Genomic DNA, 19347 nt, shown 5'->3' on the forward strand with positions numbered 1-19347 from the left:
CCGGCCGTTTTCATCAGGCGCTGCGGGCGGCCAACAGCGCCTGGCCGCGAATCACCGCGGCCTGCACTTGCGCCGGGGCTGTGCCCCCGATATGGTCACGGGCGTTGACCGAGCCTTCCAAGGTCAGCACCTCGAACACGTCCTGGTCGATCTTGTCGCTGAAGCGGCGCAACTCTTCCAGGTTCATCTCGGCCAAGTCCTTGCCGCTTTCTACTCCGTACTTGACCGCATGGCCGACGATTTCGTGGCAGTCGCGAAACGGCAGGCCCTTGCGCACCAGGTAGTCGGCCAGGTCCGTGGCGGTAGAGAACCCGCGCAAGGCAGCTTCGCGCATTGCTTGGGGGCGCGGCTTGATGGCCGGCACCATGTCGGCGAAGGCCCGCAGTGAGTCGCGCAAAGTGTCGGCCGCGTCGAACAGTGGCTCTTTGTCTTCTTGGTTGTCCTTGTTGTAGGCCAGCGGCTGGCCCTTCATCAAGGTCAAAAGGCCGACCAGGGCGCCGAACACTCGGCCACTTTTGCCGCGTACCAGCTCGGGCACGTCGGGGTTTTTCTTTTGCGGCATGATCGAACTGCCGGTGCAGAAGCGGTCAGGCAGGTCGATGAATTGAAATTGCGCGCTGGTCCACAGCACCAGCTCTTCGGAAAACCGCGACAGGTGCATCATCGCCACGCTGGCGGCGGCACAGAATTCGATGGCGAAGTCGCGGTCCGATACGCTGTCCAGCGAATTGCCGCCCACCGCTTCGAAGCCCAGCAGCGCGCAGGTGATTTCGCGGTCGATGGGGTAGGTGGTGCCGGCCAGCGCCGCGCTGCCCAGGGGCAGGCGGTTGGTACGCTTGCGGCAGTCAACCAAGCGCTCATGGTCGCGGCTCAGCATTTCGAACCAGGCCATCAGGTGATGGCCGAACGTGACCGGCTGGGCGGTTTGCAGGTGGGTGAACCCCGGCATGATGGTCGCCGCTTCGCGCTCGGCGACTTCAAGCAGGCCCCGCTGCAAGCGGGTGATTTCGCTGAGGATCAAGTCGATTTCATCGCGCAGCCACAGGCGGATGTCGGTGGCGACCTGGTCGTTGCGGCTGCGTCCGGTGTGCAGCTTTTTGCCGGTCACGCCGATGCGGTCGGTCAGGCGAGCCTCGATGTTCATGTGCACGTCTTCCAGTTCCACGCGCCATTCGAATTGCCCGGCTTCGATTTCGGCCTGGATGGTTTCCAGGCCCTGGACGATACTGTCGCGCTCGGCATCGGTCAGTACGCCGACGCTGGCGAGCATGCTGGCGTGGGCGATCGAACCCATGATGTCATGGCGATACAGGCGGCGGTCGAAGTCGACCGAGGCGGTGAAGCGGGCTACGAAAGCGTCTACAGGTTCGCTGAAGCGGCCGCCCCAGGACTGGTTGGTCTTTTCAAGGCTCATGGCAAGGCTCGTTGAGGGCATCGGACGGAAACGCCCGCCATCATAGCAGGGTTGCCCGGCCTGGCGGCTAAGCGCCATGCGCTTGGGACACTACAATAGGCACTGCTGATTCAGGACACCCCATGGGAAAACGTGGTGAGGCGGCACGGCGGGTTTTGCCCCAGGAGTTTTTCCTGCCGCAGTTATGCGAGCCACAAGCCCTGCTGATGCTGGTGCTGTTGGCCGAGCTGCTGGTGCTGGTACTGGTGCTGGCAGAGCCGATGGTGGCCGGCTTCGATTGGGTTCGGTTGGCCTTGGCGTCGCTGTTCGTACAGTGGATCGTGCTGCTCAGTGCAGCCCTTTTATGCCAGCTACGCCCTTGGCTTGCCCGTTTGCACCCCGGCACGGCCGGCATACTTTGTTGCTTGCTGGTGGTGGCGCTGGCACTGGCGGGAACGGCGTTGACCGACCACTACCATCTCAGTGGGCCTGGCCCGGCCGAGGGCGCCTACCGTTACCTGCGCCACGGTTTGATTGCGTTGATCATGTCGGCCTTGCTGTTGCGCTACTTTTATTTGCAAAACCAATGGCGGCTGCAGCAACAGGCTGAGCTCAAGGCGCGCCTCGAAGCCTTGCAGGCCAGGATCAAACCGCATTTTTTATTCAACAGCCTCAACAGTATCGCCAGCCTTGTGGTGCTTGCCCCCGCCAAGGCCGAGCAGGCCGTACTGGACCTCTCCAGCCTGTTCCGGGCCAGTTTGCAGGCCCCCGGCAGCGTGGTTGGCTGGGCTGATGAGCTGGCGTTGGCGAAACGATATTTATCGATTGAGCATTATCGGCTCGGCGAGCGTCTACAGTTGGAATGGAGGATCGACGAAGTACCCGATGATGTGCCGATACCTCAATTGACTCTTCAGCCACTGCTGGAGAATGCGTTGATCCATGGGATCGCTCCGCGCAAAGAGGGCGGGCAGGTCAGTATCGAAGCCAGTTACCACAGGGGGGTGTTCGTATTGAGCGTCAGTAACCCGTATGACGAAGCCTCGGCTGGGCCGGTTGCCAGCGGCACGCGGCAGGCGCTGGCGAACATCGAAGCTAGGCTCGGGGCACTTTTTGGCCCTCGCGCCAGTCTCACCGTCGAACGCCGTGACGGTCGTCACTCCACTTGTCTACGCTACCCATGTGCGAGACTCACGCAGGAATCCGGCCCTTTATGAATGTCCTGATCGTTGATGACGAACCCCTGGCCCGTGAGCGGTTGACCCGGATGGTCAGCAGCCTGGACGGGTATAGCGTACTGGAGCCCGGCGCCTCCAATGGCGATGAGGCCCTGACGCTCATAGACAACCTCAAGCCGGATGTCGTCTTGCTCGACATCCGCATGCCAGGCCTGGACGGCCTGCAGGTGGCCGCGCGCCTCTGCGAACGTGAAGCGCCACCGGCGGTGGTGTTCTGCACCGCCCACGATGAATTTGCCGTGGATGCCTTCCAGGTCAGCGCTGTGGGTTATCTGGTCAAGCCTGTGAGCCAGCAAGATTTGTCCGATGCGCTAAAAAAAGCAGAGCGGCCCAACCGCGTGCAACTGGCGGCCTTGACCCGCCCCGCCGCCGAACGGGGCAGCGGCCCGCGCACCCACATCAGCGCGCGTACCCGCAAGGGTATCGAGCTTATCCCGCTCGACCAGGTGATTTATTTTATCGCCGACCACAAGTACGTGACCCTGCGCCACGTGGGCGGCGAAGTGTTGCTCGACGAGCCGTTGAAGGCCCTGGAAGACGAGTTCGGCGATCGCTTCGTGCGGATTCACCGCAACGCGCTGGTGGCGCGCGCACGTATCGAGCGGCTGCAGCGCACGCCGCTGGGGCACTTCCAGCTTTACTTGGATGGGCTGCCGCCCAGCGATGCGTTGATCGTGAGCCGCCGCCATGTGGCCGGCGTGCGCAAGATAATGCAGGTGCTATAAAAGGTCGCGGGCCCTTGCGAGGCAGTGTGAACTGGTATGATCGCGGGTATTTACCCCTACGGATCGCCCCATGCCTTCACGCCTTATTCGCATTGCTACTCGTAAAAGTGCCTTGGCCTTATGGCAGGCCGAGTATGTCAAAGCGCACTTGGAACAGGCTCACCCCGGCTTACAGGTAAGCTTGGTGCCGATGGTCAGCCGTGCCGACAAGCTGCTGGATTCCCCCCTGTCGAAGATCGGTGGCAAGGGTTTGTTCGTAAAAGAACTGGAATCCGCCCTGCTCGAAGGCGACGCAGACATTGCCGTTCACTCGATGAAAGATGTGCCGATGGACTTCCCCGACGGCCTGGGGTTGTTCTGCATTTGCGAGCGTGAGGACCCGCGTGACGCGTTCGTGTCCAACCGCTTCGACAGCCTCGACACCCTTCCAGCCGGCAGCGTGGTAGGCACCTCAAGCCTGCGCCGGCAAGCGCAGTTGCTGGCGCGGCGGCCGGATTTGGCCGTACATTTTTTGCGTGGCAACGTGAATACGCGCCTGGCCAAGCTCGATGCTGGTGAATACGACGCCATCATCCTTGCCGCCGCTGGCCTGATTCGCCTGGGCTTGGCAGGCCGCATCCGCGCCAGCCTGGCGCTCGAGCACAGTTTGCCCGCCGGTGGGCAAGGCGCGGTCGGCATCGAATGCCGGGCCGGGGATGATGCAATCCATGCTTTGCTGGCACCCTTGCATCACGACGCCACAGCGGTGCGTGTGCGCGCTGAGCGGGCCATGAACAAACGCCTCAATGGCGGCTGCCAGGTGCCCATCGCCTGTTATGCCGAGCTTGAGGGCGAACAGCTCTGGCTGCGCGGCATGGTCGGCAACCCGGCCGGCGGCCCGTTGCTACAGGCCGAGGCACGGGCGCCGCGCGGTGAGGCAGAATCACTCGGGGTGCGCGTGGCCGAGGCGCTGTTGGCGCAGGGGGCGGGTGAAATCCTCGCGGCAGTTTATGCGCAGGCCCCCGACACGTGAGCGACTGGCGGCTGTTGATAACCCGTGCGCTACCCGGTGCCGACACACAGGCCTGCGAATTGAGGCGCTTGGGGTATCACGCCGCGGTACTGCCGTTGGTGGCCATCGAGCCGTTGGCCGAAACGCCCGAGCAGCAGGCGCAGTTGTCGCAATTGGGCACGTACCGGGCATTGCTGGTGGTGAGCCAGCCGGCAGCCCGGCTATTGCTTGCCAGGCTTGCCGCCACCGGCCGGCGCCCGCCAGCCGAGCCGGTGTTTGCGGTGGGCGCCGGCACCGCGGCGGTGCTGCAGGAGCAGGGTATCGACGCGCTGTGGCCTGCCAGCGGCGAAGACAGCGAAGCCCTGCTGGCCATGCCAGCCTTACACGCCCGCCTGGCCCGCTCGGCTGGCAGGGTGCTGATCGTGCGCGGGCAGGGCGGCCGCGAAGTATTGGCCAAAGGCTTGCACAGTCACGGTGCCAGCGTTGATTATCTCGAACTTTACCGACGTGCCTGCCCAGCCCTGGAAGGGGCGGCGCTGCTGCAACGTATACAAGCGGAACGCCTGAATGCGCTGGTGGTCAGCAGTGGGCAGGGGTTCGAGCATTTGCGTGCTGTAGCGGCCGAGCATTGGCCGGCATTGGCCCGGCTTGCGTTGTTCGTGCCGAGTGAGCGCGTGGCCGGGCTTGCCAAGGCTGCCGGTGCACGGCATGTGTTCGTGTGTGCCGGGGCCGGTACGGCCGCGTTGGCCGAGCGCCTGGCAGTGAGCGCGGCACCTTGAGGCTGCCCTAGACAAAGGATTCTGACGTGAGCGAAAAAGAACTGCCGCCGCAACAACCCGTACCCCCCACGCCAGCGGCTGAAGCCAAGCCCAGTCGGCCCGGCAAGGGCCTGGCCGCCGTCGCGTTGCTGGTCGCCGCCCTCGGCGTGGCGGTGGCCGGTTGGGGCGTGTGGCAACTGCGTACCCTCACGGCTAGCCACCAACGGCAGTCCAGCCAGATCGACACGCTCAGTGCACAGTCGCAGGCCCTCAAGCAAACAGAACAGCAGCTTGATGCGCGCCTGTCACAGTTTCCGCTGCCGCAAGAACTCGAACAGCGGCGGCGGCTGGTTGCCGAGCTGCAAGGCGATCAGCAGCGCCTGAGCCAACGCCTCGAAACCGTGCTGGGTGCTAGCCGCCAGGATTGGCGCCTGGCCGAAGCCGAACACTTGCTGCGCCTGGCCAGCTTGAGGCTTTCGGCGCTGCAGGACATCACCAGCGCCCAAGCGTTGGTCGAGGGTGCCGACCAAATTCTGCGCGAGCAAGACGACCCGGCCGCCTTCGCCACCCGTGAACAATTGGCCCGCGCGCTGGCTGCGCTCGGTAGCGTGGAACAACCCGACCGCACCGGGCTGTTCCTGCAGTTGGCCGCTTTGCGCGACCAGGCCGGGCAGCTTTCGGTACTGGCCCCGCAATTCCAGGCACAGAACGCTGACGCGCCCACCCCGGCCAGCGATGACAGCTGGGTGCACTGGCGCCTGTACTGGCGCAAGATCTCGGAGTTTTTCCGGGTCGATTTCAACCCGGACGATAACCTGCGCCCATTGCTCGCCGGGCAAAGCCTGGCCGAGGTTCGCCTGGCGCTGAACCTGGGCTTGCAGCAGGCCCAATGGGCCGCCCTCAACGGCCAGAAAACCGTCTACGAAAAAGCCCTCGACCAAGCCCTGGACATACTCACCAGTAGCTTCAACCCCGACAACGTGCAGGCCCGGCAACTGCGTGAGCAACTGCTGGCGCTCAAAGCCAAACCCGTAGAAGTGCAAGTGCCCGACCTAACCGCCAGCATCAATGCCCTGCACGCCTACCTTTCACAGCGCCACACGCCGGAGCCTGCCGCACCGCGTGAGGGGGGCGCGCCATGAAACGCCTTTACACGATCATCTTCGTTGCCGTGCTGTTGGCGCTGGTGCTTGGGCTCGGCATCGCCAAGCACCCGGGGTATATCCTGATCGATTACCCCCATGTGTTCCGCTACGAATCCGGGCTATGGTCGACATTGGCTGCCGTGCTGGCGATCGGGCTGGTGGTGCTATTGGTGGTCGGGCTGCTGCGGCTGCTGTTGACCTCGACCCGGGTCGTAAACCCGTGGTCGCGGCGTAACCGGCGCCGGCGTATCGAGGCCGCGGTCGGGCAGGGCCAGGTCGACTTGGCCGAAGGCCGCTGGAGCAGCGCGCAGCGCCACCTGCGAATCGCCGCGGAAGCCGAGCGCTACCCCTTGTTTTACTATTTGGGCGCTGCGCGAGCGGCCAACGAACAGGGCCACGCTGATGAGTGCGACGCGTTGCTCGAGCGCGCACTGGAGCGCCAACCCCAGGCTGAGCTTGCAATTGCACTGAACCATGCGCAGTTGCAACTTGACCGGGGCGATGCCGCCGGGGCCCGGGAAACCCTCGGCGTGATGCGCGAGCGCTTCCCGAAGAACCTTCAAGTGCTGCGCCAACTCTACCGGCTGCACCTGCAACAGGGCGACTGGGCCGCGTTGATCCGGCTGATGCCCGACCTGCGCCATCACAAGGCGCTACCCGCCGCGGACTTAGCCAGCCTCGAGCAGCAGGCGTGGCGCGAAGGCCTGGTATTGGCGGCGGCCGGTAGCGGCGGCGATACCGGGCGTGCGGAGCTGGATGCTGCCTGGCAACAATTGAGTGCCGCGCAGCGCCAGGAACCCGCCCTGGTGCTGGCTTACGCCGAGCAGTTACGCCGCATCGGTGCCTCGGCGCAGGCCGAAGAGGTGTTGCGCGGTGCGCTCAAGCGCCAATACGACAGCCACTTGGCGCGGCTTTACGGCCTGGTACGCGCGAACGACCCACTCAAGCAATTACAGGCGGCCGAAGGCTGGCTCCAGCAGCACGGCGACGACCCGGGGCTGCTGTTGACCCTGGGGCGGCTGAGCCTACAGAACAGCCTGTGGGGTAAGGCGCGAGATTACTTCGAAGCGAGCCTGCGCCAGCAACGTGACCCAGAGGCTTGCGCTGAACTTGCTCGCTTGTTGGGGCGCTTGGGGGATACGGAGCGTAGCAACCAGCTTTTCCAAGAAGGCCTGGGCCTGCTCGACGAACGCTTGCTCGCCCTTCCCCTGCCGGCCGGCCACCGGTCAGCGGGGTAATCGTGGCGGGCAGCGAAGAAATCAGACAGCTCTGCAGAAGGCCGGCTTGAAAGCCTGGGAGGCTTTCCACTACCGTTGACCCCCTTGTTCTTCGGCTCCTAGGACCGCCCCAATGTTGTCGGCACCCGTGCGCTTGTCGTTCCTGACCGCTTCGTTGATCTGCCTGGGTGCATTGGCCGCGGCCTGTTCCCTGCAGCGCTGGGCATACCTGCCGCCATGCCCGCTGTGCAACGTACAGCGAGCCCTGCTGGCCGCCATCGCCGTGGTCAGCCTTATCGCCGCATTGCACGCCCCGGCCAGGCGAGGCGCGCGCGCCTATGCATTGGGCAATCTCGGTTTATGCCTGCTCGGTGCCGGCTCAGCGCTGCGCCAATTATGGTTGCAGGCCCATTTGGACCCGGCGCAGGCGTTGGACTTTCTCAATGCCGAACACGTTTTCACACCCTCTACCGGGTATGCAGCCGCAAAGGTTTACGTGCTTGGCACGCCCGACTGCGGTATCGTGAATTGGTCGCTATTGGGGCTGACCTTGCCAGAGTGGAGCCTGCTGAGTTTTTGCATGCTCGGGGCCCTGGCCATTTACCCGTTGTTTCGCCGTTAATGGCACCTTGGTGGAATCAAACGGGCGTATGAACTTTATGCGGTGCATCGCTTGAAGGCGCCGCGCGGCGGGCATACTCTCGCATCAGAACTGGACATTACGGCGTTCCGAGCACGGCCCCGCCAGCCGTGGATCAAGGGCGCCAACGGCCATAGGGAAGACTAGACCATGCTGGAAAGTTGTCATAATGCACAGGAGCGCTGGGGCGGTGTGCACCTGCTGATCGATCGGTGGTTGCAGGAGCGCCGCGAGTTGGTTAGCACCTTCAAGGGCCTTATCGACCTGCCTGAAGCCAGCCCGCTGGAACGCAGCCAACTTCAGGAATTCTGCGGCACGCTTGTCGACTACTTTTCAGCCGGCCACTTTGCTATTTACGAACAACTGGTCGGAGAAGCCAGGGCCTTTGGCGACGACGCCGCGGTCGAATTGGCCGAGAGCATCTGCCCGCGGCTCGAAGCCCTGACCGAACAAGCGCTGACCTTCAACGATCACTGCGACCAATGCGACTGCGCCGATCGCGCCGAGTTACGCAAGCGCCTCAACGCCCTGGGTGGTTTGTTGCACGAGCGTTTCGAACTCGAGGATTGCCTGATCGAGGTGCTGCATACGGCCCACAGCCAGGAAGACACCGAGCTGGCTTAACGTGAAGTTGCAGAAACTGGCTGCACCATTTTGAGGGTGCCTTTTATTGCTGCCGGGCTGTGTTGCCTGCCTCCGCCATAGCCTCGCTACAACTCGTCACGGCGCCTTCGGCTAACAGCATTCGCACGCTAAGGCTTGCGCGAACGTCTGAAACAACCACTAGCCGCCGGGGTTGGCGACGTTGAGCAACTCGATATCGAAGGCCAGCGGTGTATAAGGCGGTATCAAACCGCCCGCGCCTTGCGCACCATAGGCCTGCGCCGATGGAACCACCACCCGCCACCGGGCCCCCTTGGGCATCTGCTGCAGCGCGATGCGCCACCCCTCGATCACGCCGGGCAGGTTGAACCATTGAGGCTGGTCGGTTTGGTCGAACACGCTGCCGTCTGGCAGCCGGCCCACGTATTTCACCTGCACGCGGCTATTGGCCGAGGGCGTGGGGCCCGTACCGGGGGACAACTCGGTCACCAATACACCATCACTGATCTCGCGCACATTCGGTTTGCTGCGCTCTTCGTTCAAAAATTGGTTCTCCGCCACCAACGCCGTTTCGACCGGCGTGTTGGCGGTTTCCGCGGTTTGCGCGTCATGGTCCGCCAGCACTTGGCGCATGCGCTCTTGGCTCAGCGCCAGCGGTTGTTGCTGGTAAGCCTGCTGCAGCCCTTGCAGCAGCGCATCGAGGTCAAGCTCGGGCATATCCTGGCGCAGGCGTTCGCCAACGCTGGCGCCCACGCTGTAAGAAAGATCATGGTTGCTCGGTGCGGTAGCCTCTTGGGCAAACGCGGCAGGGGCGAGCAGTGCGATAGCGAACAGCAGGCGGCAACCCATGGATATCCTCCCGAGGCATTAGGCGAAAGTATTGCCCGTGCGCGTGGCGTTTTAAACCGTATTTGGCGGCCAGCGCCCACCGTGACGGTAAAAAAATGGAAAAACCGGCGTTTTTTGCGGAAAATGCCTGGCATATCATCTAGCCGCTGGCATGTTCCGGGACTACCATGGCAACTATCCATATCAGTCAGGAGGTAAGCCATGTCGGCCAGCAAGAAGCCTGTAAGCACTCCGTTGCACCTGCTCCAACAGTTGACCGGCAATTTGCTGGAGACCCTGGAAAGCGCATGCGCCAAGGCCCTGGCTGATTCAGAGAAATTGCTGGCGAAGTTGGAAAAACAACGCGTGAAGGCTCAGGAGAAACTCCACAAGTCTCGCAGCAAAGTTGAAGATGCCGCGGCCGCCGGTAAAGCCAAAGCCCAAGCCAAGGCTAAAACGGCGGTTAAAGACCTCGAAGCCCTGCTTGAGGGCCTGCACAAACACCAAGGTGAAACCCGCCAATACATTCTGGCGCTCAAGCGTGATGCACAGGAGAGCCTGAAGCTTGCCCAAGGCATCGGCAAAGTTAAAGAAGCTGCTGGCAAAGTATTGGCCGCGCGTAATAAACCGACCCCGGCCAAGGCGGTTGCCGCCGCCAAGCCCGCACGCAAGCCGGCGGCCACCCGCGCGGCTGCTACACCCGCCAATGCCAAGGTACCAGCTAGCAAGGTAGCGGCTAGCAAGCGGGCGCCTGCCAAGGCCGCCACCGCCAAGGCCAAGGCCACGGCATCGGCTACCAAGGCCTCACCCGCCACCAAGGCCCAGCCAGTGAGCAAGGGCGCAGCCGCCAAGCACACGCCGCCAGCCAAGGTCGCCGGCAGCAAGCCTGCCGCCGCCAAGCCCGCCGCCAGCCCACGCGCTAAAACCACTGCCAAGCCTGCCGCCGCCCCGGCCGCGGCTGCCAGCCCACGTGCTAAAACCGCTGCCAAGCCTGCCGCAAAAACCGCCAGCAAGCCTGCCGCCGCCCCAGCCGTGGCCGCCAGCCCGAGCGCTAACAGCGCCGCCAAGCCGGCTGCGAAACCCGCCGCGAAACCTGCCAGCAAGGCAGCCGCCGCCAAGCCCGCCGCCCGTGCCACCACGGGCAAGCCGGCGGCGCCCCGGCCGGCAGCGAAAAAACCTGCTGCGAAAAAGCCCGCCCCGGCCGCGGCCGCTACTCCAGCACCGGCGGCCAGTGATGCCAGCAGCGCCACCTCGCCTGTGGCGGCAGCGCCCAGCGCATCCTGAGCGTTTAGAACCCACCGCTGGCGAGCCACGCCTGAAGGGCCTCTTCATTGAGGCCCTTCAAGCTGCTGGCCAACCACTGCTCAAGGTCTTCGGCCTGCTCTGGCGGCCACTCGGCGGTGGCGCGCTCCAACCGCTGCAACAGTTCTTTTTCTGCCGCCAACTCCAAGGCTTTAAGCTGTTCACGTAAGCCGTGCAAGGCCGCGTCATGTGCTGCTTCGGCACGCCATTGCTGGCGCACGTGCCGTAGCGGGGCAATAACCTCTGCATGCCAATGCCCGGCTTGGGCTTGCAGGGCCTCACAGCGCTCGGCCTGGTAACGCACCCCGCGCTGGCCCAGCCAAGCGGCGCACAGCAGCAGGCACACGTTCGCCCCGGCGGCCTGCAGCGCCAGGCATGTCGGTTCCACGCCCGGGCGGGCGTACCATTGCACGGCGAACGCCCATAACCCCTTGCTCATTACACACCCCACGCCAGTGCGCCACGAAGCTGGTAGACTTCGGCGCCATTATGATCCGAATCCAGAACCTTACCCTACAGCGTGGCCCCAAGCGCTTGCTGGAGCACGCCGAGTTGACCCTGCACCCAGGGCAGAAAGCCGGCCTGATCGGCGCCAACGGCGCCGGCAAGTCTAGCCTGTTCGCCTTGCTGCGCGGTGAACTGCTGCCCGATGCCGGTGAATGCGACCTGCCGCAGGATTGGCGCATCGCCCACATGCGCCAAGAAGTCGATGACCTTCAGCGCCTGGCGGTGGATTACGTACTCGACGGTGACCAGCACCTGCGCCAGGTTCAAGCCGCCCTTATACGGGCCGAGGCCGCGCAAGACGGCGCCACGCTCGGCCAGTTGCATGCGGATTTCGATACCGCCGGCGGCTACAACGCCGATGCGCGCGCGCGCAAGCTGCTGGCGGGCCTAGGCTTTAGTGAAGCGCAGATGGGCCACCACGTCGGGGATTTTTCCGGCGGCTGGCGCATGCGCCTTAACCTGGCCCAAGCGCTGATGTGCCCCTCCGACTTGCTGTTACTCGACGAGCCGACCAACCATTTGGACCTCGATGCGATCCTTTGGCTTGAAGACTGGCTCAAAGGTTACGCCGGTACCTTGCTGTTGATTTCCCACGACCGTGATTTTCTCGATGCGGTAGTCGACCATGTGGCCCACATGGAACAGGCCAAGCTCACGCTCTACCGAGGCGGCTATAGCGCCTTCGAGCGCACCCGTGGCGAGCGCCTGGCGCAGCAGCAACAAGCGTATGAGAAGCAGCAGGCCCGCCGCGCGCACATGGAAAAGTACGTCGCCCGCTTTCGTGCCCAGGCCACCAAGGCCCGCCAGGCGCAAAGCCGGATCAAAGCGTTGGAGCGCATGGAGCAGATCAGCGCGGCGCATGTCGACTCGCCCTTCGAGTTCGGTTTTCGCGAGGCGTTGAAGTTCTCCAGCCCGTTGCTTGACCTGGCCGAGGGCCGCCTGGGTTACGGCGATAAGGCGGTGCTGGAGAAGGTCAAGTTGCAGTTGGCGCCGGGCGCGCGTATAGGCCTGCTGGGGCCCAATGGCGCAGGTAAGTCGACATTGATCAAGACCCTCGCCGGCGAATTGGCGCCGGTGGGCGGCCGCCTGCACCGCGGTGAAAACCTGGTGGTGGGTTATTTCGCCCAACACCAGCTCGATTCGCTCGATGACAAGGCCAGCCCTTTGTTGCACCTGCAGCGTTTGGCGCCGAACGAGCGGGAGCAGACCCTTAAGGACTTCCTGGGCGGCTTCGATTTTCGTGGCGCGCGGGTCGACGAGCCGGTGCTGAACTTCTCTGGCGGCGAAAAGGCGCGCCTGGCGCTTGCATTGATCGCGTGGGGCCGGCCGAACCTGCTGCTGCTCGACGAACCCACCAACCACCTGGACCTGGAAATGCGCCTGGCGCTGACGCTGGCCTTGCAAGAGTTCGGTGGCGCCGTGCTGGTGGTGTCTCACGACCGGCATTTGCTCAAAAGCACCACCGATGAGTTCTTGCTGGTGGCCGACGGCAAAGTGGCCAGCTTCGATGGCGACTTGGACGATTACACCCGTTGGTTGGCCGAATACCGCCAGCGCACCGCGCCCTCCAGCGGTGCCGAGGCCGTTGGCGATAAAACCGATAAAAAGGCCCAGCGCCAAGCGGCGGCTGCCTTGCGCCAGCAGTTAGCGCCGCACAAAAAACAGGCCGAGCGCCTGGAAAAAGACCTTGGCGAAGTGCAGCAGGCGCTGGCGCAGGTCGAGCAAAGCCTGGCAGACTCCGCAGTGTACGAGCCGGCGCGCAAGGATGAGCTGCGCGAGCTGTTGGCCCGCCAGGCGAAGTTCAAGGTGCGCCAGGGCGAGCTGGAAGAAGCCTGGCTGGCCGCCATGGAAACGCTCGAAGCCATGCAGGCCGAGCTTGAAACGTTGAACGCCTGATAGCTGGGCCCGGCCCGTTCGAGGGGTGAGCGATGGTGCTGCAAACGTGGTTGGGCTTCTTTCTGGCGTGCTGGGTCATCAGCCTGTCGCCAGGTGCCGGCGCGGTGGCGTCGATGGCCAGCGGCCTGCAATACGGCTTCGCCCGCGGTTACTGGAGCGCGCTGGGCCTGCAACTGGGCCTGCTGCTGCAGATCGCCATCGTTGCCCTGGGCGTGGGCGCGCTGCTGGCGGCATCGGCCACGGCGTTTACCGTGATCAAATGGTTCGGGGTGTTCTATCTGCTCTATTTAGCTGCCAAGCAGTGGCGCGCGCTGCCCAGCGACCTTGGCCAAAGCATGCACGTGCGGCCAATCGGAAAGCCGCTGGCGCTGGTGTTCCGTGGCTTTTTGGTGAATGCCAGCAACCCCAAGGCCATCGTGTTCATGCTGGCCGTGCTGCCGCAGTTCGTAGACCCCCACGCCGCGCTGCCAACGCAGTATGCAGTGATTGCCGCCACCATGGTCAGCGTCGACATGATTGTGATGGCAGGCTATACCGGCCTTGCATCCCAGGTGTTGCGGGCCCTGGGCACGCCACGCCAGCAGGTGCGCCTGAACCGCACCTTCGCGGCGCTGTTCGTGGCGGCAGCGGCCTGCCTTGCACTGTTGCGCCGGGCACCGGCCTGATCAAGAGGGCCCCTGCCCAGCCCGCGCGATCTCAACCACCCGGTCGACCAGCTTGTTGATGCCGGCGGCGGCCTCACTGATCGACAGCGCGCCCATATAGGCGGGGGTGGTCACCAGCTTGCGCTCCACATCTTCAACGATGTCGTCGGCTTCGCACGCCTGGTGAATAGCCCCCATTTGGTTGATCACGGCGGCCGTGGCGTCGTCCTTGCCGAGGGTGCAGGTCACGGTAGGCCCATAGATCTTCGCCGCCAGCGCCGCGGAGATACACATCAGCCCCACCGGCTTGCGCTCCTCGGCGAACGCTTCGGCCAATGCCAGCACGTCGGGCAGCACGCTGCAGTGGGGCCCTTTGCTGGCAAAATCGGAAAGGTTCTTCGCCGAGCCGGAGCCGCCCGGGATGATCAACCCGTCGAAATCGCCCACCCGTGCTTCGCGCACGTCCTTGACACGCCCACGGGCGATGCGAGCCGCTTCTACGAGCACTTGGCGCCGCTCGCCGGTTGTTTCGCCAGTAAGGTGGTCGACTACGGCGAAACTGACGTTGGGGGCGAAGCATTGCACCTGGCAACCGCGCTGGTCGAGGCGCAGCAGGGTAATCACGCTTTCTTGGATCTCGGCACCGTCGTAGATGCCACAGCCGGAGAGGATCACTGCGATTTTGCGAGGCATGGGCGCGCTCCTGGGTAGGCACCAGAGAGTTGATCGCAGATACCGAGCGGTGTTCCCCAGGCGCAGCGCTACGGTTGTTTTTCCTGCTGTTCGGCCCGCCGGGCAATGCGTGCCGCCTTGATACGCCGCCTAATCCACAGCGCAGCGCCGAGCACCAGCAGGGCGCCCAGCACCCATAGCTCGTACTTCTTCACATTGCCCAGCACCCCTTGGAGCACGGCGCCAAAATGGTAAGCCGCTTGGCCAAGCGCTACGGCCCAAACGATGGCGCCGATGCCGTTGAGGATCAAATAACGGCGTGGCGGGTAACCGGAAAGGCCGATGGCCAACGGCATGACCGTGCGCAGGCCGTAGACGAAGCGAAAGCTCAGTACCCACAGGTCGGGGTGCTTGCGGATATGTTCCAACGCCCGGTCGCCCATCGTTTGCCAGCGCGGTTTGCGCGCCAGCAGGCGGCGGCCATGCCGGCGCCCGAGAAAATACCAGAGCTGGTCGCCGGCATAACTGCCCAGAAATGCAACCAGCATCACCAGGTTGATGTCCATGTAGCCACGGAACGCCAGAAACCCGGCCAGAACCAAAATGGTTTCACCTTCTAAGAAGGTGCCGAGAAAAAGGGCCAGGTAGCCAAAATTTTGCAAAAAATGTTGGAGCATTTTTCAGGTGCTGGCGAAATGAACGCGCAGCCTAACCCTTACGGGGCATTCATGAAAGTGTCCAAATGTGTCTTGGCGTGAACATTTCCGCTGGTGTGCGGATATTTGGCGCTGCATGGGTTATCACCGGATTGTCATGCAATCGTCTTATAACAGCTTGCATCGGTGACCTCGCAGCGGCCCGCTGGCCAATGCCGTGACCCCAGCCACGCGCTGTGCGTCACCCTTTCAGGCGTCGGTTGCCTGCGTGCCCAATCAGCCGAAGGGGCTATGGCCCTCAAGGAATTTCAAATGAATAATGAAGCACTCGTCGACTCTGCTGTGAAAGGGGCCCACCCCGTGTTGGAACCTGTGTTGGATACGCCGGCCGACGCCCCTGCCGAAGCCGTGGAAACGCCCGCCCCGGCGCTGGTGGTCCCGAGCTTGGACGACAGCAGCCTGTATATTCACCGCGAGCTGTCGCAGCTTCAATTCAATATCCGGGTGCTGGAACAGGCCTTGGACGAGACCAACCCTCTGCTGGAGCGGTTGAAGTTCCTGTTGATCTTTTCGAGCAACCTCGACGAGTTCTTCGAGATCCGCGTGGCGGGGCTGAAGAAGCAAATCAATTTCGCCCGCGAACAGGCCAATGCCGACGGCATCCCGCCACATCAAGCGTTGGCCCGCATCAGTGATTTGGTGCATGGCCAGGTGCAGCGCCAGTACGCCATTCTTAACGAAGTATTGCTGCCAGCACTGGAAAAACACCAGGTGCGCTTCATTCGCCGGCGCCATTGGACACCCAAGGTCAAGACCTGGGTGCGCCGCTATTTTCGCGACGAGATCGCACCGATCATCACCCCGATCGGCCTCGACCCGACCCACCCGTTCCCCCTGCTGGTGAACAAGAGCCTGAACTTTATCGTCGAACTCGAGGGCGTCGATGCGTTCGGCCGCGATTCGGGCCTGGCGATCATTCCGGCACCTCGCCTGTTGCCAAGGATCATCCGGGTGCCCGAAGACGTAGGCGGTACGGGAGACAACTACGTATTTCTCTCGTCGATGATCCACGCCCACGCCGATGACCTGTTCCAGGGTATGAAGGTCAAGGGCTGCTACCAGTTCCGGCTGACTCGCAACGCCGACCTGGCGCTGGACTCAGAAGATGTCGAAGACTTGGCCCGCGCGTTGCGCGGCGAGCTGTTCTCGCGCCGCTACGGCGACGCGGTGCGCCTGGAAGTGGCCGATACCTGCCCCAAACACCTGTCGGACTACTTGCTTAAGCAGTTCAGCCTGAGCGAGTCGGAGCTGTACCAGGTCAATGGCCCGGTAAACCTAACGCGGCTATTCAGCATCACCAGCCTGGATAGCCACCCAGAGCTGCAATATGCGCCATTCACGCCGGCGATCCCGAAGATCTTGCAAAACAGTGAGAACATCTTCAGCACCATCAGCAAGCAAGACGTGCTGTTGCTACACCCGTTCGAATCCTTCACCCCAGTGATCGACCTGCTCCGCCAGGCCGCCAAGGACCCTTACGTGCTTGCGGTGCGCCAAACGCTGTACCGCAGCGGCGCCAACTCGGAAATTGTCGATGCGTTGGTGGATGCGGCACGTAGTGGTAAGGAAGTGACGGCGGTGATCGAGTTGCGCGCGCGCTTCGATGAAGAGTCGAACCTGCAATTGGCCAGCCGCCTGCAGGCCGCCGGTGCGGTGGTGATCTACGGCGTGGTCGGATTCAAGACCCACGCCAAGATGATGCTCATTCTGCGCCGCGAGGGTGGCGAGATTGTGCGCTATGCGCACTTGGGCACCGGCAATTACCATGCTGGCAATGCCCGGCTATACACCGACTACAGCCTGCTGACTTCTGACGACGCGCTGTGCGAAGACGTCGGCAAGCTGTTCACGCAACTGATCGGCATGGGCAAGACCTTGCGCATGAAAAAACTGCTGCATGCGCCATTCACCCTGAAAAAGGGCATGCTCGATATGATCGCCCGGGAAACCCAGTTCGCCCTGGAAGGCAAACCGGCGCACATCGTTGCCAAGTGCAATTCGCTCACGGATGCCAAAGTGATACGCGCGCTTTACAAGGCCAGCCAGGCTGGGGTTCGTATCGACCTGGTGGTGCGTGGCATGTGCTGCCTGCGCCCGGGCATTGCCGGTGTCTCGCACAATATCCAAGTGCGCTCGGTGGTCGGCAGGTTCCTGGAGCACACGCGCATTTATTATTTCCAAAACGGCGGCGAGGAGCAGTTATACCTGTCCAGCGCCGACTGGATGGAGCGTAACCTCGACCGCCGTGTCGAAACCTGCTTCCCGATCGAGGGCAAGAAGCTGCTGACCCGGGTGAAGAAAGAGGTGGAAGCCTACCTGACCGATAATACCCATGCCTGGATACTGCAGCCGGATGGCAATTACCTGCGGCTGCAGCCTACGGGCAACCAAAACCCGCGCAATGCCCAGGCCGCGCTGCTCGACAAGCTCAGTACGCAAGCGGTGATTGTCCGCTAAGGGGCCGCATGGGCCAGGTGGCAAAGCAAACGCCAACGCATGCAGGGGTTGGCTTACTCCACCACCAGGGTAAAGTCCAACCGCGCCAGCCACAGCGCTTCCTGGTCGAAATCGGCTTGGGTCAGTTGGTTGTTCTGCAGCCAGCCATTGGGGAAGGTCACTTGCAAGCTATTGCCGTTGGCTTTTAATGCCACCTCCGGCATTTGTTGGGTGCCACGGATGTGGTGGAACAGAATGGCGAAGCGCAGCAGCACGCACAGGCGGATCAATTTGATACCGTCATCGCCGAACTCGGCGAATTTGTCGCGCGGGATGTTGCGCCGGTGGCCACGCACCAGCAGCGCGAGCATTTGCTGGTCTTCGCGGGAGAAGCCGGCAAGGTCGGAATGTTCGATCAGGTAGGCGCCGTGCTTGTGGTAATGGTAGTGGGCGATATCGAGGCCGACTTCGTGTACCTTCGCCGCCCAACCGAGCAAATCGCGCCAGATGCCGCCTTCCAAGCCCCATGCCGCGGCGACCTGATCGAACGCCTGCAGCGCTTTGCGCTCCACCCGCTCTGCCTGGCGACGGTCGACGTGATAGCGGTCCATCAAGAAATTGAGCGTGCGCTCGCGTACATCTTCGTGCTGGTGGCGGCCCATGAGGTCGTAAAGTACCCCTTCGCGCAGGGCGCCCTCGCAATGGTCCATGCGCTGCACCGCGACAGCATCGAAAATCGCTTCGAGAATAGCCAAGCCCGCCGGGAAAATACCGCGGCGGTCAGGCTTGATGCCATCGAAGTCGATTTTGTCGACATCGCCCAGCTTGAACAGCTTGCGCTTGAGCCAGGCCACGCCGTCCGCGGTGACCTCGCCCGAGGTTTGCCCGCTGGCCTTCAGCGCTGCGCCGATAGCCCGGATGGTGCCCGATGAGCCTATGGCTTCGTCCCAACCCAGGCGATGAATGGCGGTTTCGATGTTCATGATTTCCAGGCGCGCTGCGGTGTACGCCTGGGCATAGCGCGCCTGGGTGATCTTACCGTCGCGAAAATAGCGCTGGGTAAAGCTTACGCAGCCCATCTGTAGGCTTTCGCGCATCAACGGCTCGAAGTGCTGGCCAATGATGAACTCGGTGCTGCCGCCACCAATGTCGGTGACCAGGCGCTTGCCCGGGGTATCGGCCAGGGTGTGTGACACCCCCAGGTAAATCAGCCGTGCTTCCTCGCGCCCGGAAATCACCTCTACCGGGTGGCCCAAGATGGCTTCTGCGCGGCGGATGAATTCGCCGCGGTTGCGCGCCTCGCGCAAGGCGTTGGTGCCAACGATGCGCACCGCCCCCAACGGCAGCCCATTGATCAGCTGCGCAAAGCGCTTCAAGCAATCCAGCCCGCGCTGGATGGCCTCTTCGGTGAGCTTGCGGTTTTCATCGATGCCGGCCGCCAGTTGTACCTTTTCGCCGAGCCGTTCGAGAATGCGTATATCGCCCTGGTGCGGCTTGGCGACCACCATGTGGAAGCTGTTCGAGCCCAAGTCGATGGCGGCGATCAGGGACAGGTGCTTGGCTTTGAGTGGTGGCATGTCGACGATTCTCGTAATCAAGACCGCCATCCTGCCATTTTCCAACCCGATCGCCAACG

At 63.1% G+C, this 19347-nt stretch carries 18 protein-coding genes; 12 read left to right on the forward strand and 6 right to left on the reverse strand.

The genetic code is table 11. The features are described from left to right. Positions 1-13 precede the first annotated feature (13 nt). The gene (argH, locus tag HAQ05_RS14530) at positions 14-1414 is read right to left on the reverse strand and encodes an argininosuccinate lyase (RefSeq protein WP_190421771.1); all 1401 of its coding nucleotides are present in this window, start codon (positions 1412-1414) and stop codon (positions 14-16) included. A gap of 122 nt (positions 1415-1536) precedes the next feature. Between argH and HAQ05_RS14535 the strand changes: the two genes are divergently transcribed. From HAQ05_RS14535 to rsd, 8 genes are all read left to right on the forward strand, one after another. Beyond that, positions 1537-2610: a sensor histidine kinase gene (locus tag HAQ05_RS14535; protein WP_190421772.1), complete on the forward strand. Its 1074-nt coding sequence runs from the start codon at positions 1537-1539 to the stop codon at positions 2608-2610. Next, positions 2607-3356 (forward strand): LytR/AlgR family response regulator transcription factor, encoded by a 750-nt coding sequence (locus tag HAQ05_RS14540; RefSeq protein ID WP_190421773.1) that lies wholly within the window; start codon positions 2607-2609, stop codon positions 3354-3356. The genes HAQ05_RS14535 and HAQ05_RS14540 overlap by 4 nt, the downstream gene beginning before the upstream one ends. Before the next feature lie 70 nt (positions 3357-3426). Next, the gene (hemC, locus tag HAQ05_RS14545; RefSeq protein ID WP_190421774.1) at positions 3427-4368 is read left to right on the forward strand and encodes a hydroxymethylbilane synthase; all 942 of its coding nucleotides are present in this window, start codon (positions 3427-3429) and stop codon (positions 4366-4368) included. Then, on the forward strand, positions 4365-5126 hold the full coding sequence (locus tag HAQ05_RS14550; protein ID WP_190421775.1) for a uroporphyrinogen-III synthase: 762 nt from the start codon (positions 4365-4367) through the stop codon (positions 5124-5126). Before hemC ends, HAQ05_RS14550 begins: the two co-directional genes overlap by 4 nt. A 26-nt stretch (positions 5127-5152) precedes the next feature. After that, positions 5153-6247 carry a uroporphyrinogen-III C-methyltransferase gene (locus HAQ05_RS14555; RefSeq protein WP_190421776.1) on the forward strand — a complete coding sequence of 365 codons (1095 nt, stop codon included), beginning with the start codon at positions 5153-5155 and terminating at the stop codon, positions 6245-6247. Further along, entirely contained in the window at positions 6244-7488 is a 1245-nt protein-coding gene (locus HAQ05_RS14560) for a heme biosynthesis HemY N-terminal domain-containing protein (protein WP_190421777.1), read from the forward strand. Before HAQ05_RS14555 ends, HAQ05_RS14560 begins: the two co-directional genes overlap by 4 nt. 112 nt (positions 7489-7600) lie before the next feature. Then, complete coding sequence (locus HAQ05_RS14565; RefSeq protein WP_190421779.1) at positions 7601-8089, forward strand: disulfide bond formation protein B; 489 nt, start codon at positions 7601-7603, stop codon at positions 8087-8089. A 168-nt stretch (positions 8090-8257) separates the two neighbouring features. Further along, entirely contained in the window at positions 8258-8731 is a 474-nt protein-coding gene (rsd, locus tag HAQ05_RS14570; RefSeq protein ID WP_190421781.1) for a sigma D regulator, read from the forward strand. Positions 8732-8890: 159 nt separating this feature from the next. Here rsd and HAQ05_RS14575 read toward each other — a convergent pair whose 3' ends face one another. Next, positions 8891-9559, reverse strand: a complete 669-nt coding sequence (locus HAQ05_RS14575; RefSeq protein ID WP_190421783.1) for an FKBP-type peptidyl-prolyl cis-trans isomerase — start codon at positions 9557-9559, stop codon at positions 8891-8893. A gap of 201 nt (positions 9560-9760) precedes the next feature. Between HAQ05_RS14575 and HAQ05_RS14580 the strand changes: the two genes are divergently transcribed. Further along, positions 9761-10822, forward strand: coding sequence for an AlgP family protein (locus HAQ05_RS14580; RefSeq protein WP_190421785.1), 1062 nt, complete (start codon positions 9761-9763; stop codon positions 10820-10822). Positions 10823-10826: 4 nt separating this feature from the next. On the opposite strand, the gene HAQ05_RS14585 is transcribed toward HAQ05_RS14580, so the two are convergent. Further along, positions 10827-11279: a TIGR02444 family protein gene (locus HAQ05_RS14585; protein ID WP_190421787.1), complete on the reverse strand. Its 453-nt coding sequence runs from the start codon at positions 11277-11279 to the stop codon at positions 10827-10829. A 50-nt stretch (positions 11280-11329) separates the two neighbouring features. Here HAQ05_RS14585 and HAQ05_RS14590 point away from each other — a divergent pair, with 50 nt between their 5' ends. After that, the gene (locus HAQ05_RS14590; protein WP_190421796.1) at positions 11330-13243 is read left to right on the forward strand and encodes an ATP-binding cassette domain-containing protein; all 1914 of its coding nucleotides are present in this window, start codon (positions 11330-11332) and stop codon (positions 13241-13243) included. Between the two features lie 32 nt (positions 13244-13275). Beyond that, positions 13276-13908: a LysE family transporter gene (locus tag HAQ05_RS14595; RefSeq protein ID WP_190421798.1), complete on the forward strand. Its 633-nt coding sequence runs from the start codon at positions 13276-13278 to the stop codon at positions 13906-13908. Here HAQ05_RS14595 and elbB read toward each other — a convergent pair whose 3' ends face one another. Continuing rightward, positions 13909-14580, reverse strand: a complete 672-nt coding sequence (gene elbB, locus HAQ05_RS14600) for an isoprenoid biosynthesis glyoxalase ElbB (protein ID WP_190421799.1) — start codon at positions 14578-14580, stop codon at positions 13909-13911. A gap of 68 nt (positions 14581-14648) precedes the next feature. Next, positions 14649-15236: a DedA family protein gene (locus HAQ05_RS14605; protein ID WP_190421800.1), complete on the reverse strand. Its 588-nt coding sequence runs from the start codon at positions 15234-15236 to the stop codon at positions 14649-14651. Positions 15237-15527: 291 nt separating this feature from the next. Between HAQ05_RS14605 and ppk1 the strand changes: the two genes are divergently transcribed. Continuing rightward, entirely contained in the window at positions 15528-17732 is a 2205-nt protein-coding gene (ppk1, locus tag HAQ05_RS14610; protein ID WP_190421801.1) for a polyphosphate kinase 1, read from the forward strand. A 53-nt stretch (positions 17733-17785) separates the two neighbouring features. Here ppk1 and ppx read toward each other — a convergent pair whose 3' ends face one another. After that, on the reverse strand, positions 17786-19288 hold the full coding sequence (gene ppx / locus HAQ05_RS14615) for an exopolyphosphatase (protein ID WP_190421802.1): 1503 nt from the start codon (positions 19286-19288) through the stop codon (positions 17786-17788). Positions 19289-19347 lie beyond the last annotated feature (59 nt).

The sequence above is a fragment of the Pseudomonas typographi genome (assembly GCF_014694385.1).
GTDB lineage: Bacteria > Pseudomonadota > Gammaproteobacteria > Pseudomonadales > Pseudomonadaceae > Aquipseudomonas > Aquipseudomonas typographi.

Excerpts from the sequence above, each read along its gene's own strand:
- argH (WP_190421771.1), bottom strand. The coding sequence starts at position 1,414 with ATGAGCCTTGAAAAGACCAACCAGTCCTGGGGCGGCCGCTTCAGCGAA.
- HAQ05_RS14535 (WP_190421772.1), top strand. The coding sequence starts at position 1,537 with ATGGGAAAACGTGGTGAGGCGGCACGGCGGGTTTTGCCCCAGGAGTTT.
- HAQ05_RS14540 (WP_190421773.1), top strand. The coding sequence starts at position 2,607 with ATGAATGTCCTGATCGTTGATGACGAACCCCTGGCCCGTGAGCGGTTG.
- hemC (WP_190421774.1), top strand. The coding sequence starts at position 3,427 with ATGCCTTCACGCCTTATTCGCATTGCTACTCGTAAAAGTGCCTTGGCC.
- HAQ05_RS14560 (WP_190421777.1), top strand. The coding sequence starts at position 6,244 with ATGAAACGCCTTTACACGATCATCTTCGTTGCCGTGCTGTTGGCGCTG.
- HAQ05_RS14565 (WP_190421779.1), top strand. The coding sequence starts at position 7,601 with ATGTTGTCGGCACCCGTGCGCTTGTCGTTCCTGACCGCTTCGTTGATC.
- rsd (WP_190421781.1), top strand. The coding sequence starts at position 8,258 with ATGCTGGAAAGTTGTCATAATGCACAGGAGCGCTGGGGCGGTGTGCAC.
- HAQ05_RS14575 (WP_190421783.1), bottom strand. The coding sequence starts at position 9,559 with ATGGGTTGCCGCCTGCTGTTCGCTATCGCACTGCTCGCCCCTGCCGCG.
- HAQ05_RS14580 (WP_190421785.1), top strand. The coding sequence starts at position 9,761 with ATGTCGGCCAGCAAGAAGCCTGTAAGCACTCCGTTGCACCTGCTCCAA.
- HAQ05_RS14585 (WP_190421787.1), bottom strand. The coding sequence starts at position 11,279 with ATGAGCAAGGGGTTATGGGCGTTCGCCGTGCAATGGTACGCCCGCCCG.
- HAQ05_RS14590 (WP_190421796.1), top strand. The coding sequence starts at position 11,330 with ATGATCCGAATCCAGAACCTTACCCTACAGCGTGGCCCCAAGCGCTTG.
- HAQ05_RS14595 (WP_190421798.1), top strand. The coding sequence starts at position 13,276 with ATGGTGCTGCAAACGTGGTTGGGCTTCTTTCTGGCGTGCTGGGTCATC.
- elbB (WP_190421799.1), bottom strand. The coding sequence starts at position 14,580 with ATGCCTCGCAAAATCGCAGTGATCCTCTCCGGCTGTGGCATCTACGAC.
- HAQ05_RS14605 (WP_190421800.1), bottom strand. The coding sequence starts at position 15,236 with ATGCTCCAACATTTTTTGCAAAATTTTGGCTACCTGGCCCTTTTTCTC.
- ppk1 (WP_190421801.1), top strand. The coding sequence starts at position 15,528 with ATGAATAATGAAGCACTCGTCGACTCTGCTGTGAAAGGGGCCCACCCC.
- ppx (WP_190421802.1), bottom strand. The coding sequence starts at position 19,288 with ATGCCACCACTCAAAGCCAAGCACCTGTCCCTGATCGCCGCCATCGAC.